This window comes from Micromonospora sp. NPDC047074, from assembly GCF_040643815.1.
Classification (GTDB): Bacteria; Actinomycetota; Actinomycetes; order Mycobacteriales; family Micromonosporaceae; genus Micromonospora.
This window is the reverse complement of record NZ_JBEYVB010000013.1, coordinates 103,559-118,293: the sequence shown is the minus strand read 5'-3', so window position 1 is coordinate 118,293 and position 14,735 is coordinate 103,559. Positions and strand designations below refer to the sequence as shown.

At 73.1% G+C, this 14,735-nt stretch carries 12 protein-coding genes; 10 read left to right on the top strand and 2 right to left on the bottom strand.

Going from position 1 to position 14,735, the window contains the following annotated elements:
- The first annotated feature begins 82 nt into the window (after positions 1–82).
- The 6 genes from ABZ809_RS18500 (at position 83) to ABZ809_RS18475 (ending at position 6,795) form a co-directional block, all read left to right on the top strand.
- Complete coding sequence (locus ABZ809_RS18500) at positions 83–853, top strand: IclR family transcriptional regulator (protein ID WP_357563725.1); 771 nt, start codon at positions 83–85, stop codon at positions 851–853.
- A gap of 67 nt (positions 854–920) precedes the next feature.
- On the top strand, positions 921–2,126 hold the full coding sequence (locus ABZ809_RS18495; RefSeq protein ID WP_357563724.1) for a CoA transferase: 1,206 nt from the start codon (positions 921–923) through the stop codon (positions 2,124–2,126).
- A 31-nt stretch (positions 2,127–2,157) separates the two neighbouring features.
- Positions 2,158–2,997 (top strand): cyclase family protein, encoded by an 840-nt coding sequence (locus ABZ809_RS18490; protein WP_357563723.1) that lies wholly within the window; start codon positions 2,158–2,160, stop codon positions 2,995–2,997.
- Entirely contained in the window at positions 2,990–4,435 is a 1,446-nt protein-coding gene (locus ABZ809_RS18485; protein ID WP_357563722.1) for an MmgE/PrpD family protein, read from the top strand. The genes ABZ809_RS18490 and ABZ809_RS18485 overlap by 8 nt, the downstream gene beginning before the upstream one ends.
- A 26-nt stretch (positions 4,436–4,461) precedes the next feature.
- Entirely contained in the window at positions 4,462–5,925 is a 1,464-nt protein-coding gene (locus ABZ809_RS18480; RefSeq protein WP_357563721.1) for a dihydroorotase family protein, read from the top strand.
- Between the two features lie 9 nt (positions 5,926–5,934).
- On the top strand, positions 5,935–6,795 hold the full coding sequence (locus tag ABZ809_RS18475) for a CoA ester lyase (protein WP_357563720.1): 861 nt from the start codon (positions 5,935–5,937) through the stop codon (positions 6,793–6,795).
- 140 nt (positions 6,796–6,935) lie between these two features.
- Here ABZ809_RS18475 and ABZ809_RS18470 read toward each other — a convergent pair whose 3' ends face one another.
- Together ABZ809_RS18470 and ABZ809_RS18465 are read right to left on the bottom strand one after the other, a co-directional pair.
- Positions 6,936–8,207: an MFS transporter gene (locus ABZ809_RS18470; protein WP_357563719.1), complete on the bottom strand. Its 1,272-nt coding sequence runs from the start codon at positions 8,205–8,207 to the stop codon at positions 6,936–6,938.
- A 40-nt stretch (positions 8,208–8,247) separates the two neighbouring features.
- The gene (locus ABZ809_RS18465; RefSeq protein WP_357563718.1) at positions 8,248–9,423 is read right to left on the bottom strand and encodes a SagB/ThcOx family dehydrogenase; all 1,176 of its coding nucleotides are present in this window, start codon (positions 9,421–9,423) and stop codon (positions 8,248–8,250) included.
- A gap of 913 nt (positions 9,424–10,336) precedes the next feature.
- Here ABZ809_RS18465 and ABZ809_RS18460 point away from each other — a divergent pair.
- From ABZ809_RS18460 to ABZ809_RS18445, 4 genes are all read left to right on the top strand, one after another.
- The gene (locus tag ABZ809_RS18460) at positions 10,337–11,089 is read left to right on the top strand and encodes an SDR family oxidoreductase (protein ID WP_357563717.1); all 753 of its coding nucleotides are present in this window, start codon (positions 10,337–10,339) and stop codon (positions 11,087–11,089) included.
- 14 nt (positions 11,090–11,103) lie between these two features.
- On the top strand, positions 11,104–12,291 hold the full coding sequence (locus ABZ809_RS18455; protein WP_357563716.1) for an acyl-CoA dehydrogenase family protein: 1,188 nt from the start codon (positions 11,104–11,106) through the stop codon (positions 12,289–12,291).
- A complete protein-coding gene (locus ABZ809_RS18450) occupies positions 12,288–13,349 on the top strand; it encodes a phosphotransferase family protein (RefSeq protein ID WP_357563715.1) in 1,062 nt (353 codons plus the stop codon). Before ABZ809_RS18455 ends, ABZ809_RS18450 begins: the two co-directional genes overlap by 4 nt.
- Positions 13,350–13,665: 316 nt before the next feature.
- Entirely contained in the window at positions 13,666–14,682 is a 1,017-nt protein-coding gene (locus ABZ809_RS18445) for a LacI family DNA-binding transcriptional regulator (protein ID WP_357563714.1), read from the top strand.
- Positions 14,683–14,735: the final 53 nt, after the last annotated feature.

Genomic DNA, 14,735 nt, shown 5'->3' with positions numbered 1-14,735 from the left:
GGTCGTAGGACGGTTCGGAGGGAGAACGATGTCGACAGTGGTGTCAGGAGAGTCCGGTACCCGATCGGGGCTGCTACGCGCGATGGGGGTCGTCGCACTGATCGCCGACCAGGCACCGCAGACACTCGGCGTGTCGGCGGTCGCCCGGAGCCTCAACCTGCCGAAGGCGGTGGCCCACCGCATCCTCAAGGAGCTGGTCAGCGCCGGGCTGCTGAGCTTCGACGACGACTCGAAGCAGTACCGGCTCGGGCCGGGCGCGCTCACGGTCGGGCTGGCCGCGCTCCGGTCGCTGGACGTGCCCACGGTGGCGCGGCCGTACCTGGAGAACCTGGTGCGGGAGACCGGGGAGACGGCGACCCTCTCCATGCGGCAGGGGTGGACCAGGGTGTACATCGCCCAGGTGATCTCCCCGCACGAGGTGCACATGCAGGTGTCGCTCGGGACCCGGCACCCGCTGCACGCGGGTTCCTCGTCCAAGGCGATCCTGGCCGCGATGGCCCCGGACGAGGTGGCGGCCTACCTGGAGCGTCAACAGCTCGAGGAGCTGACCTCCTCGACCATCACCTCCGCGGCCAGGCTTCTCGACGACCTGCGTCGGGTGCGGCGGCGCGGCTACGCGGTGAGTCTCGGGGAGCGTCAGCGGGGCGCGGGCAGCGTGGCGGCGGCGATCCACGGGTCCGACGGGAACGCCTGGGGCTCGGTGTCCCTCTGCGGGCCCCGGGACCGGTTCGAGGCGGGGGTCTGCGAGGCGCACGGCGAGTTGCTCGTCGCGGCGGCCGAGCGGATCAGCGAGCAGATCGGCTACCGGAAGACGCCGGCGGAGGAGGAACCGATGGTGTCCTCGGCCCTTTGACCAGGCAGGCGGATGCACTAACCTAATATCCGGAACGCTGTTCGGATAAGACGAACAACCTGGGGGAGTGGTGGAAGTGGACGGCCCGTTGACCGGCCTGCGGGTGCTGGACGTCTCGACGATCCTCGCCGGCCCGCTGTGCTGCCAGATCCTCGGTGACTTCGGCGCCGACGTGGTCAAGATCGAGCACCCGACCGCGGGTGACAGCATGCGCGGCCACGGCAGGTCCAAGGACGGGCATCCCCTGTGGTGGAAGGAGATCTCCCGGAACAAGCGCACCATCGGGCTGAGCCTCTCCGCACCGGAGGGCGCCGAGCTGCTGCTGCGCCTCGCCGAGCGGGCCGACGTCCTGGTGGAGAACTTCCGGCCGGGGACCCTGGAGCGGTGGGGCGTCGGCCCCGAGGAGCTGCACCGGGTCAACCCCGGGCTGGTGATCGTGCGCATCACCGGCTTCGGCCAGCGGGGGCCGTACGCCTCCCGGGCCGGCTTCGGCACCCTCGCCGAGGCGATGAGCGGCTTCGCCCACCTCACCGGAACCCCGGATGGTCCGCCCACGCTACCGGCGTTCGGCCTGGCCGATAGCATCTGCGGGATCGCGGCCTCGTCCGCGGCGATGATGGCGCTCTGGCACCGCGACCGCAACGGTGGTCGCGGACAGGTGGTCGACATGAGCCTCCTGGAGCCCATCATGACCGCGGTCGGGCCCAGCCCCACCGTCTACGACCAGCTCGGCATCGTCGACCAGCGGCACGGCAACCGGTCCACCAACAACGCGCCGCGCAACACCTACCGCACCGCCGACGGAGCCTGGGTCGCGGTCTCCACAAGCGCCCAGGCGATCGCCGAGCGGGTCCTGCGGCTGGTCGGCCACCCCGAGGTGATCGACGAACCGTGGTTCCGCACCGGTGCCGGCCGGGTCGCCCACGCCGACCAGCTCGACGCCTACGTCGGCGACTGGATCGGCGCGCGCACCCGCGACGAGGTGACGCGTGCCTTCACCGAGGCCGGCGCTGCCGTGGCCCCGGTCTACACCGCCAAGGACATCGTGGAGGACCCGCACGTCCTGGCCACCGGGATGGTCACCGAGGTCGACGATCCCGACCTCGGTCCGATGCGGATGCACAACGTGATGTGGCGGATGTCCGAGACCCCCGGCCGGATCCGGTTCACCGGCCGCAGCCGGGGCGCCGACACCGACGCACTGCTGATCGACGAACTCGGCTGCGACCCGGCCGAGATCGCGCACCTTCGAACCCGCGACATCGTCGCCTGACGGCGTCGTGACACCTGAAACGCGAGGAACCGTGACCACCAGCGCCACCCACGCCGATCGTTTGCTGGACGCGGTCCAGCAGGGCGTCGCGATCTATGACCTCGGCCGGCGGTTGACCATCGGCATGCCCCAGTCGCCCAACCACCCGCCGTTCTGGCTGACCATGCCGCGCCGGCACGGGGACATGGTGCGCGCCGACGGCGGTTCCGCCGCGAACGACCTCCTCGTGATGGGCACGCACGTCGGCACCCACATCGACGCCCTCGCCCACGTCTCCCAGGACGGCCGCCTGCACGGCGGGGCGGACGCCGTCGCCGCCGGAACCGGCGGCCGGTTCGAGGAACTCGGCGTGCACACGATCGCGCCGATGGTGCGCCGTGGTGTCCTGCTGGACATCCCCGCGGTGCTGGGGCAGGAGCGTTGCCCGGCCGGCTACGAGATCACCGCCGCCGACCTGGAGGCCGCGGTGGCCCGGCAGAACACCCCGGTCGGCCCCGGCGACGTGGTGCTGATCCGCAGCGGCTGGGGCCAGCTGTTCGACCACGAGGACCGCACCCGCTACGGCGGCAAGGATTCCGGCGTGCCCGGGGTCGGCGCCGAGGGCGCGCAGTGGCTGGCCGACCGCGAGGTGCACGCCGCCGGCGCCGACACCATCGCCTTCGAGTGCCTGCCACCCGGCAAGGGGCACAGCACGCTCCCGGCGCACCGCATCCTCCTGGTCGAACACGGCATCTACATCATCGAGACGATGGCGCTGGAGGAGCTCGCGCGCGACCAGGTGCACCAGTTCACCTTCGTCCTGGCGCCCCTGCCCCTGTACGGCGCGACCGGCTCCCCGGTGCGCCCGCTGGCGGTGGTGGGCCGTGCCTGAGCCGACGCTGGGGCAGCGCATCGCCACCTTCGCCGCCGACACCCGCTCGGACGCGCTGCCCGACGAGGTGGTGGACAGCGTCCGCAAGCGGGTGCTGGACATCGTCGGCCTCTGCGTCGCCGCCCACCGGCTGCCGACCAGCCAGGCCGCCCTGGCCTACGTCGCCGAACAGGGCGGGCGGGGCCAGGCCCGGGTGATCGGCCTCGCCGAGCCGGTCCCCGCCGCGCTCGCGGCCTTCGCCAACGGGGTGCTCGCCCACTCCCTCGACTACGACGACACCCACCTGCCCTCGGTGCTGCACCCGAGCGCGTCGGTGGTGCCGGCCGCGCTCGCCGCCGCCGAACTCGTCGGGGCCAGCGGGCAGGACACCGTGGCCGCGATCGCTGTCGGCCTGGAGGTCTGCGTCCGGCTCGGGATGGCCGGCTACGACCACGCCGCCGGCAACTCCGTCTTCTTCGAGCACGGCCAGCACGCCACCTCCATCTGCGGGGCACTGGGCGGTGCGGTCGCCGCCGCCCGACTGCTGGGCCTCGACGCCGCGGGGATCCTGGACGCGCTCGGGGTGGCCGCGTCGATGGCCGCCGGGCTGATCGAGTCGAACCGCAACGGCGGCACGGTCAAGCGGATCCACTGCGGCTGGGCGGCGCACTCGGCGGTCAGCGCGGCGCAGTTGGCCCGGCACGGCATCACCGGCCCGCCGACCGTGCTCGAGGGGCGGTTCGGCTTCTTCCAGGCGTTCCTCCGGGGCGAGTTCGACCCGGCGGAGATCACCCGGGGGCTGGGCACCGAGTGGACGGTGCCGGGCATCTTCTTCAAGCCGTACCCGGCGAACCACTTCACCCACGCCGCCATCGACGCGGCCATGGCGTTGCGCGCCCGCGGCCTGGTCGTCGAGGAGATCGAGACGATCACCCTGGGCGTACCGTCGCCGGTCATCCGGACCATCGGGGAGCCCATCGAACGCAAGCGGGCGCCGCAGACCGGGTACGAGGCACAGTTCAGCGGCCCGTACGCCGTGGTCGCCGGGCTGTGCGGGGGCGGTGGGCTGGGCGTCGGGCTGGCCGACTTCACCGACGAGCTGGCGCGCGATCCGGCCCGCCGGGCACTGATGGCGCGCGTCGTGGTGGTGCCCGACGAGCGGTGCGACCAGATCTTCCCGCACCAGTTCCCCGCCGTGCTGCGGGTGGTCACCCGCGACGGACGGGAGTGGACCGAGGAGATCCTCGCCAACCGGGGCGGCCCGCAACGTCCGCTGTCCAACGCGGAACTCGCCCTGAAGTTCCGCGACAACGCCGCCGCACGCCTGTCCGCCGAGACCGCCGGTGAGATCGAGGAGGAGGTCCACCGGTTGGACACGGCCCCGGACGTACGGCGGCTGACCGGCCTGCTCGCCTTCCCGGCCGGTGAGCGGGCCGGCGTCGCGGCGCAGGTTCGGTGACCCGAGTGACAACCGAGGAGCAAGCCATGACGTCCTTCGATCTGCTGCTGAGAAACGTCCGCGTCGTCCGCCACGACCGGCCCGAACCCGAACTGCTGGACGTCGGCGTCAAGGACGGCCGGATCGCCCGGATCGCCCCCGCCATCGAGGCGGGGGAGGCCGCCACGGTGGTCGACGGCGGCGGCAGGCTCGCCTTCCCCGGCGTGGTGGACGCCCACCAGCACTGGGGCATCTACAACCCGCTGGGCGAGGACACCGCCACCGAGAGCCGCGCCTGCGCGCAGGGCGGCGTCACCTCCGCGATCACCTACATGCGCACCGGGCAGTACTACCTCAACAAGGGCGGGGAGTACGCCGACTTCTTCCCCGAGGTGCTCGAGACCAGCGCCGGCCGTTCGTACGTGGACTACGCGTTCCACCTCGCGCCGATGATGCGCCGGCACATCGACGAGATCCCCGCACTGGTACGCGACCACGGTGTCACGTCGTTCAAGGTGTTCATGTTCTACGGCAGCCACGGGTTGCACGGCCGGTCGGCCGACCAGAACTCGTTCCTGATGATCCCGGAGGGGGAGCGGTACGACTACGCCCACTTCGAGTTCGTGATGCGTGGCGTCCAGGCCGCCCGGGAGCAGTTCCCGGAGCTCGCCGACCAGATCTCGCTCTCTTTGCACTGCGAGACCGCCGAGATCATGACCGCCTACACGAAGCTGGTGGAGGAGGCGGGCGAGCTGAGCGGGCTGGAGGCGTACCACGCCTCCCGGCCGCCACACTCCGAGGGCCTCGCCGTCAGCATCGCCGCCTACCTGGCGCACGAGACCGGCCTGCCGACGATCAACCTGTTGCACCTGACCTCGCGCAAGGCGGTCGACGCGGCGCTGCGGATGGCCCGGGCGTTCCCGCACATCGACTTCCGTCGCGAGGTGACGGTGGGACACCTGCTCGCCGACATCCACACCGCGCACGGCATCGGCGGCAAGGTCAACCCGCCGCTGCGCCCGCGCGAGGACGTCGACGCGCTCTGGGAGTACCTGCTCGACGGCAAGATCGACTGGGTGGTGAGCGACCACGCCTGCTGCCGCGACGAGCAGAAGTTCGGCGAGCCGCGCGACGACGTCTTCCTCGCCAAGTCCGGGTTCGGCGGCGCGGAGTACCTGCTGCCCGGCATGGTGACCGAGGGCACGAAGCGGGGCCTTCCGTTGCGCCGGATCGCCGAGCTCACCGCCTACAACCCGGCCCGCCGGTTCGGCCTGCACGACAAGGGCGCCATCGAGGTCGGCTACGACGCCGACATCGCGCTGGTGGACCCGGGCGTGACCTGGACCGTACGCGCCGAGGACTCCGAGTCGACCCAGGAGTACACCCCGTTCGAGGGCTTCGAGCTGACCGCGAAGGTGACCGACACCTTTCTGCGCGGCGAGCACGTCCTGGTCGACGGCAAGGTGGTCGGCGACCCGCAGGGCCGGTACGTGCACCGGGCGCGGCGGTAGGGCGGCGCCATGGGACGCCTCGCGCGAAGCTACCTGTACGTGCCGGGAGACCGCACCGACCTGCTGCACAAGGCCCCCGGCCGGGGCGCCGACGCCCTCGTCCTCGATCTCGAGGACGCGGTGACCCTCTCCCACAAGGAGCAGGCGCGGCAGGCGGTGGCCGGGTTCGTGGCCGGCGCCGCGCCGACCACCAGCCGGATCTGGGTCCGGATCAACAGTGACCAGGTCGGCGCCGATCTCGCGGTGCTCTCCCCGGCTGTCGACGGGGTCTGGGTGCCGAAGGCGGAACCGGCGCTGCTGCGCGCCGTCGACGTCGCGCTCGGCGCGGTGGAGCGGCGGCTCGGCCTGCCGGACCCGACGTTCCAGGTGGTCGCGTTGATCGAGACGGCCCGGGGCGTGCTCGACGTGGCGCAGGTGGCCGCCGCGCCACGCGTCCTGCGGCTCGGCATCGGCGAGGCGGACCTGGCCGGGGAGCTCGGTCTGCAGCCGGGACCGGAGCGCGCCGAGCTGGCCGCGATCCGCTCCCAGGTCGTGGTCGCCTCGGCCGCTGCCGGGATCGCCGCGCCGGTGGGGCCGGTCGAGACCACCCTGCGCGACCCGGAGCGGTTGGAGCGGACCACCCGCCTGCTGCTGCGGCAGGGCTTCCGCGCCCGCAGCGCCATCCATCCCGGTCAGCTCACGGTCATCAACGAGGTGTTCACCCCCACCGAGGCGGAGGTCGAGTCCGCCCGGGCCGTGCTCGACGCGATGGACCGGGCGGAGCGGGACGGTTCGGGCGTGGCGACCGACGCCGACGGCCGGCTGCTGGACCGGGCCGTGGTGCGTACGGCGGCCGAGGTGCTGCGCCGGGCCGGGGCGCGGACGCCCTGACCGCGGTCACCGTACGGCGGGCTGTCCCTCCCGCCGTGCGGTGACCGCTGTCCGGTGTACGTCGATGGCCGCAGGGGCGGCGGGGCATGACCGTGCTGGTCCGCTGCCTGTCCTTCCGGCGAACGCTCCGGTCCGGCGGGTCAGGCCGGGCCGGTCGGCTCCCCGCCCGGGCCGGCCCTGCCGGCGCGGGCGGGGTCGCTGAAGGTGCTGACGCCGGGGACCAGCAGTGCGACCGCGGTGGCGGCGGCCGTCAGGACGGCCGCCGCGACGAGGGTGGGCTGGATACCGAACGCCGCGACCGCGGGCCCGGTGAGGGCGTAGCCGACCGGCAGCAGGGCGAAGGCGCTGAGCTGGTCCAGGGCGAGGGTCTTGCCGAGCATCTCGGCGGGGATCTCGCGTTGCAGGGCGGACAGCCAGTAGACGAACCACAGTTCCACCACGAACCCGCCCAGGGCGAAGCAGAGCGCCGTGACGGGCAGCGGCAGGGCGAAGGCGAGGCTGGCCGGCAGGGCGGCGTAGCTGACCAGCGCGATCATGCTGACCGCGCCGGGACGGCGGGGCCGCCACCGGCCGGCCAGGGCGATGGCCGGCAGGGCGCCGGCGGCACCGGCGGCGAGGACGAGCCCGTAGGCGAGTTCGCCGCCGAGGCGTTCGGAGGCGACCAGCGGCAGCAGCGTCAGCGACGGTGCGGTGCCGGCGAAGAGCTGAACCGCCACGGCGGCCATGACGGCGACCACCCAGGGGCGGTGCCGGACGGTGTTGATGCCGGCCACGGCGTCGGCGAGGACACTGCTCCGGTCCCGGGTGTCGGCGACGGTGTCGCGCACGCCCAGCACCGCCAGCGCGCCGGTCGCGAACAGGAAGGCGGCCAGGCCCAGCGCGGCGTGGATGCCGATGGCGGTGACGATCGCGGCGCCGGCGAGCGCCCCGAGCAGGGTCGCGGACCGCTGTACGGCGGCCACCAGGGCGTTGCCGCGTTCCAGCAGGGCGGTGGGGAGCAGGGCCGGAACCAGGGACCGCATGGCCGGCCGGGAGAGCGCCTCGGCCACACCGGACAGCGCGGTGACGATGCCGAGCGCGGCCAGCGGCAGGTGGGTGAGGGTGAGCAGCGTGCCGAGGACGATGACGGTGCGCAGTACATCGGCGGTGAACAGGATCCGGGGCCGGGACACCCGGTCGGCGAGGATGCCACCGGCGAGCAGGCAGACCACCAGGGCGATCGCCCGGCCGGCGAGGATGACGGCGATGGTGCCGGCACCGGCGCCGTTTTGCACGGCGTGCAGCGCGAACGCGACCGGCAGGATCTGGTCGGCGACCGCGCCGGCGGACTGGCTGGCCCAGACCCGCAGGAACCGCGGGTGCCCCGTCAGTTTCTCCACGCGACGGGTGGCAGGGATGGTGGGTGCGCTCATGGGTTGATTGTGCTGCTTGTCCGGTGCCGACCGGTCGGGCTCATCCGAGCTGTTCCGGATCGGTTGCCAGGTCGACGGGAGAATCGGTTGCCAGGTCGGCGGGAGAACGGTGCGCGCTGGCGGCCAGGCGGGCCAGTGGCGGGTACGGCTGCCCGGTGGAGCCGGTGCCGTCGTCGGGCGCGGGGTTGCCGGCAGCGAGCAGGTAGGTCGCGAACTCGTGGTCGGCGTCCACGCCGAGCAACGCCTCGATGCCGCTGTCGTGGAACGCCACGGTCTGGAACGGTGCCAGGCCGAGCGCGGTGCAGGTCAGCGCGAACGTCTGTCCGTAGTGGCCGGCGTCGTACATCCACAGCCGGTAGGCCCGGGGGTGCCGGTACTTCCAGGACAGGCGGGCGGCGACCGTGGTGGTGAGGCAGGTGAAGGCTCCCTGGTAGGAGGCGTCCTGCTCGTAGACCAGGGCGGCGATGCGCTCCCGGTCGACGGTGGCGTCGAGGAGTTCCAGGCGGTGCACCTCGGGCGCGTAGTGGTACAGGCCGGGCGGCACGCCGGTGACGTCGTAGACGGCGACGTAGCACTCGACCTCGTGCCGGCCGCCGGCGGAGGCACTGATCCGGGCCTGCTGCGGGCCGAACGCGCCCCCGTCGAGGAAGCGCTGGGGCGCGAAGGTACAGGCCAGGACGGTGGCGAGCGCGTCGATACCGACGGGGGTGCCGGCGAACGCGCGGTGCGTGCGACGGGCGGCGAACACCTCCTCGACAGGCGTACGCAGCGGCAGCGTGCGGCGGGGAAGGTGAACGGCCGGGGCGTCCGGATACCGCTTGAACGGTGCGGGCGACTCACCGTCGGCGGCGATCTGTACGGCGGTGGCGTCGCGGTGTGGCGAGTTCACCAGGTAGTTGGCGTCGCGGGCCTCGGTGTGCATGCGGGCCGCGATCGGCCCCCAGTGCTGCCAGATCGCCGGCGCGTCGGCGTCGTCGGTGTCGGTGACGAGGATGCCGGCGTTGTGGAGTTGGTGGACCGCCTTGGCGGCCGCCTCGGCGGCCTCGTCCCCGAAGCGCGCGGCCACCTCGTCGACGTCGGTGAACTCGTCGAGGTGTTGCAGCAGGCTCAGCAAATCGGGGGTGGCGCGCAGCCATCGGTGCTGGCCGGGTAGGGCGATCATCAGCGCATCGTTGTCCCAGCGGCAGATGAGCTGGTCGCGGCGACGTACACGCATCCCGACGGGCCCTTTCGAGGAATGGAGCGCGGTGGACAGGGTGGTGCCGGACCCGCATGCGGGTCCGGCACCGGGCTCGTCAGACGGCCCCGTGGTTCAGCAGTTCCTCGTTGGTCTCGACGATAACGATCTCGAACGCCATGACATACCTCCCTTCGGGAACGGTGAGCGCGGTGCACCCCAGAACACGGCCGTCCGGACGGACGGTTCGGGGGAATTCAGGGCCGCGGCGATAGGGTGGGTTTCTCGAAAGACGGTGGTCACGGTATGCGGAATCGATCCGAACAGTGCACCGTCACATCCACCCCCGTTATGTGTTTCTCGCTTGCGGCATAACGAAGGTAGCCAATGTCTGGGGGCTCTGCCAAGGGTCGGCGACCGCCCAACTCGCAGCCGCCAGCGAGAGTCGATGGAAATGCAAGGGGCGGTCAGGTTGGGTGCCCTCTTCGGGGCGTTGCCCCGCTGGGCCCGCGACGTGCGGCTTTGTAGAACGAGCACCTTTCCCGGGCGCAAAAGCTGCGTAAGGCAGCTCCGTTTCCCGGTCGGCCGCGAGCCATTCCCAGCGAAGAGAATTTCGCTGCCGGGCTCGCGCGGCGATCGCGGGGGCGGCCGTGCGCTGGTGCGACGCTGTCGAGCTGCCCCGCGCATGCGACCGACCGGAGCCGGACCCCTTGCCCCACCGGTAGGGGCAGCTCGACAGTGCCCACGACTCGACACGCACGACGTCGACACGCACGACCTCGGCACCACGCGATCCGGCGCCACGCGATCCGGCACCGCGGCTGGTCGGAATCGCCAGCGGATCGCCCGCGCCACCCCGGGTTGACATCGCCCGGCCCCGGAAAATAGCCTGCCGGTCAAACGATTGACCGCGCGGTCGATCGGAACGCGTGCGGCGGCGGGAGGGACTGGGATGGCGTCGAGCAGGGCGTGGGTCACCGGCGCGAGCCGCGGCCTCGGCCGGGCCATCGCGGTCGGGCTCGCGGCCGCCGGCCACGACGTCGCCCTCACCGCCCGCACCGCCGAGGCGCTCACCGGGGTCGCCGCCGACGTCGAGGCGGCCGGGGGCAGGGCCCTGGTCGTGCCCGCCGACGTCGCCGAGCCGGATTCGGTACGCGCGGCGGCGGAGGCCGTCGGGCGGGCGTGGGGCGGGCTCGACGTCTGCGTACCGGCGGCCGGCGTGTCGCCGTATCTCAAGGACGCGCGCGACGTGACCGACGACGACTGGCGGGACGTGCTCGCGGTCAACCTCGACGGCACCTTCTGGACGATGCGCGAGGCCGCGCGCCTGATGACGGCCGGCACCGGTGCGGGCGGCAGCATCGTCGCGGTCACGTCCATCCACGCCCGGGCCGCCGGCCCCCGGATGGCGGCGTACTCCGCGTCGAAGGGCGCCGTCGAGGCGCTGGTGCGGACCCTGGCCACGGACTGGGCGGGCATCGGAATCCGGGTCAACGCGTTGGCGCCGGGCTACTTCGAGACCGACCTCACGGCCGCGTTGATGCGCAAACCGAAGGCGATGGCGGACCTGCTCGGCCATGTTCCGCTGGCGCGCTTCGGCCGGCCCGACGAACTCGTTCCCGCCGCGGTCTTCCTGGCCTCACCGGCCGCGTCGTTCGTGACGGGGTCGGTGCTGGTCGTCGACGGCGGGTGGACGGCGACCTGAGCGGAGGACGACAGGTGGGTTTCGACTTCACGGTGACGGCACGCACGGCACAGTGGCGCGACAGGATCGGGGAGTTCCTCCGGGATCAGGTGATCCCGGCGGAACAGCAGGCGTTCGCCGCGGGTGTCGACGACGCGCTGCGGCTCCGCCTCCAGGCGGCGGCGCGACAGGCCGGCGTGTTCGCGCCGCAGGTCGCCGAGGATCTCGGCGGTGGCGGGTTCGCCTTCGACGACGTGGCGGTACTCCTCGAGGAGGCCGGCACCAGCCTGCTCGGCCCTCTGGCGCTGGGTTGTGCGGCCCCCGACGAGGGAAACGTCCATCTGCTCGACCGGATCGCCTCGCCCGAGCAGCGGGACCGCTATCTCCGGCCCCTCGCCGCCGGTCAGGTGCGTTCGTGCTTCGCGATGACCGAGCCGCCGCCCGGCGCCGGCTCGGACCCGTCGGCGCTGCGCACCAGGGCCCGCCGGGTCGACGGCGGCTGGCGCGTCGACGGCGTCAAGCACCTCATCACCGGTGCGGAGGGTGCGGCGTTCGCGATCCTGATGGCCGCCGGTGGCCGCCCCGACGGTCAGGGTTCCACCATGTTCCTCGTCGACACCGACACCCCGGGTTGGCAGCTTGGCGCGCACGCCCGCACGATCGACGCCACCATGGTCGGCGGCCACTGCGAGGTGCGCGTCGACGACCTCTTCGTCCCCGACGAGCAGGTGCTGGGCGAACCCGGCGAGGGCTTCCGCTACGCGCAGGTGCGGCTGGCGCCGGCCCGGCTGACGCACTGCATGCGGTGGCTGGGCGCGGCCCGCCGGGCGCACGAGATCGCGACGGACCGGGCGGTCACCCGTGAGCTGTTCGGCTCCCCGCTCGCCGACCTCGGCATGGCGCAGCAGATGATCGCCGACAACGAGATCGACCTGCACGCCGCCCGTGCCCTGCTGTGGCAGACCAGCTGGGAGATCGCGCAGGGCAACCGGGGCACGGAGTCGTCGAGCCGGACGAAGGTGTTCGTCAGCGAGGCGGTGGGCCGGGTCGTCGACCGGGCGGTGCAGCTCTGCGGTGGCCTCGGCACGAGCGACGACCTCGTCGTCGGCCGCATCTACGCCGACGTGCGCGCCTTCCGCATCTACGACGGGTCCTCCGAGACGCACCGCATGTCGATAGCCAAGCGCGCCGCGCGCCGGGCCCGTGACCGGCGGACCGGATGAGCCGGGACGCGTACGAGGCCGAGCTGCCCGGCCTGCCCCGGGCCGCGCTGACCGCGTGGTTCGCGCGGGAGCTGCCCCAACTGGACGCCGGCGACGCGTGGCGGGCCCGGGTCATCGCCGGCGGGCTGTCCAACATCACCTACCGGATCGAGGTGCCGGGGGGCACGGTGGTGCTGCGCCGGCCACCCCTGGCCGGGGTCGTACCCAGCGCCCACGACATGATTCGCGAGCACACCGTGCAGAGCGCCCTGGCCGGGGCGGGCGGCGGCGTGGTCCCGGTGCCGACACCGCTCGCGCTGTGCGCGGACACCGGGGTGCTCGGCGCCCCGTTCTACGTCATGGCCGACGTCGCCGGCACGGTCCTGCGCGGCGCCGAGGACACGGCGGCGCTCGGCGAGGTGCAGCGGGCCGCGCTCGCCGGCAGCCTCGTCGACGCTCTCGTGGCGCTGCACTCGGTGGATCCCGACGCCGTCGGGCTCTCGGGCTTCGGCCGGCCACAGGGCTACACCGCGCGGCAGGTGCGGCGGTGGGGCGAGCAGTGGCGGCGTACCGCGACGCGCGACCTGCCCGACATGGCGCGGCTGCTCGCCGGGCTGGCCGACCGGGTGCCGAGGCACGGCGACAGCGCGATCGTGCACGGCGACTACCGGCTGGACAACACCATCGTCGACCTGTCGGGCGACCCGCCGCGGATCGCCGCCGTGCTGGACTGGGAGCTGTCCACGCTGGGGGACCCGCTCGCCGACCTCGGGATGTTCCTGACGTACTGGTACGACAGCCACCTCGTCGAGGGGGCGGCGTTCGGGCAGATCGCCGGGCTGACCGCCGCGCCGGGCTTCCCGGACACGGACGCGGTCGCGCAGGCGTACGCCGTCCGGTCCGGGCGTGACGTGTCGGAGCTGCGGTTCCACCGCGCGTTGGGCGCGATGAAGCTGGCCGTCATCCTCGAGGGGGTGCACGCGCGGTACCTGGGCGGGCGGACGATCAGCGCGGGTTACGAGGGCGTCGAGGAGGCGGTCCCGGTGCTCACCGCCCGCGGCCTCGAACTCCTCGGCTGAGGGCGCGGGGCGGCAGTCGACCGTCCGCGCCGACCGTCCCGCGGTGTCGCCGTCGGCCCCGTGGCGGTGGCCGCCCGCCGCGGGTCGGTGGGGGCGCCCGCGCGACGTGCCGGCCGGCGGTATCCTCGCCTCTCCCCATCCGTGGGGCCCGATGCCCGACCCGCCAGTCCCATCGACGTTCGACAAGAGGAGCGATGCAGAGACGCCGCGACGTCCGGGCGCCCGGAAGCCGGTGGATTCCAGCCCTTGCGGTGGATTTGCCGGCAGGGCTTGCGCGAGGCGGAGGCAATCGGTTGACTGGAACTGTGAGGAGACGATGACGACGGACCGCCGGCTTGCCAAGCCGCCCACCATGCGCCAGGTCGCGCAGCATGCGGGTGTCGACGTCAGCGTGGTGTCGCGACTGCTGAGCGGCGATCCGAGACTCAGCGTCTCCGAGGCGACCAAGCAGCGGGTGCTGGCCGCGGTACGGCTGCTCGACTACCGGCCCAACCTGGCGGCGCGTGCCCTGCGGACGTCCCGGGGCGGCATGGCGGCTTTCGTGGTGCCCGAGTTCACGAGCCCGGTCTACTCACGGGTGATCGCCGGCGCGCACCGAAGGGCCACCGAGGAGGGCTACTCGATCGTGGTCGGCGAGGTCACGGAGGACCTCGGCAGGCTCGCCCAGGACTATCGCGTCCGCGGGGTCGACGGCATGCTGCTGGCCGGCGCCACCCTCTCCGACGAGGCGGTGCGCGCGCTCGGGGACGCGGCCGTCCCCGTGGTCGTGGTCAACCGGCTGGTCCCGGGCACGCGTCGCACCGCCGTGGTCGACTACACCGGCGCGACCGAGCTGGCCGCGGACCACCTGCGGGATCTCGGTCACCGCGACGTCGTCGTGGTCGCGGGCCCCAGGCATCTCGACACGACCCGCGACCGCGTCCAGGCCTTCACCCGGCGGGCGACAGCCAACGGCGCCCGGGTCCGGCAGGTGACGGCCAGGGACCTCTCCGGTGACGCCGGGCTTGCCGCCGGCCAGCGTCTGCTGAGCCGCAACCGGGACGCGACGGCGGTCTTCGCGCCGACGCTGATGCTCGCCGTGGGCGTCCTGGCGGCGGCGCACCGGGCCGGCGTGTCGGTGCCCGACGAGTTGTCGATCATCGCCCTGCACGACGCGGAACTGGCCAAGTTCACCTGGCCGCCGTTGACGACGGTGTCGCTGCCGATGACCGAGCTGGGCGCGGCGGCGGTCGACCACCTCCTGGCGGTGCTGTCCGGGGCCGACCCGGAGCCGTCGATCGTCACCACGCCGCCCGAGCTCGTCGTCAGGGGGTCGACGGGGCCGCCCCGCTGACCAGGTAGCTGTGCGTGGGGCGACGTGCCGTCCGGCAGCCCGGTGCCCGGCGG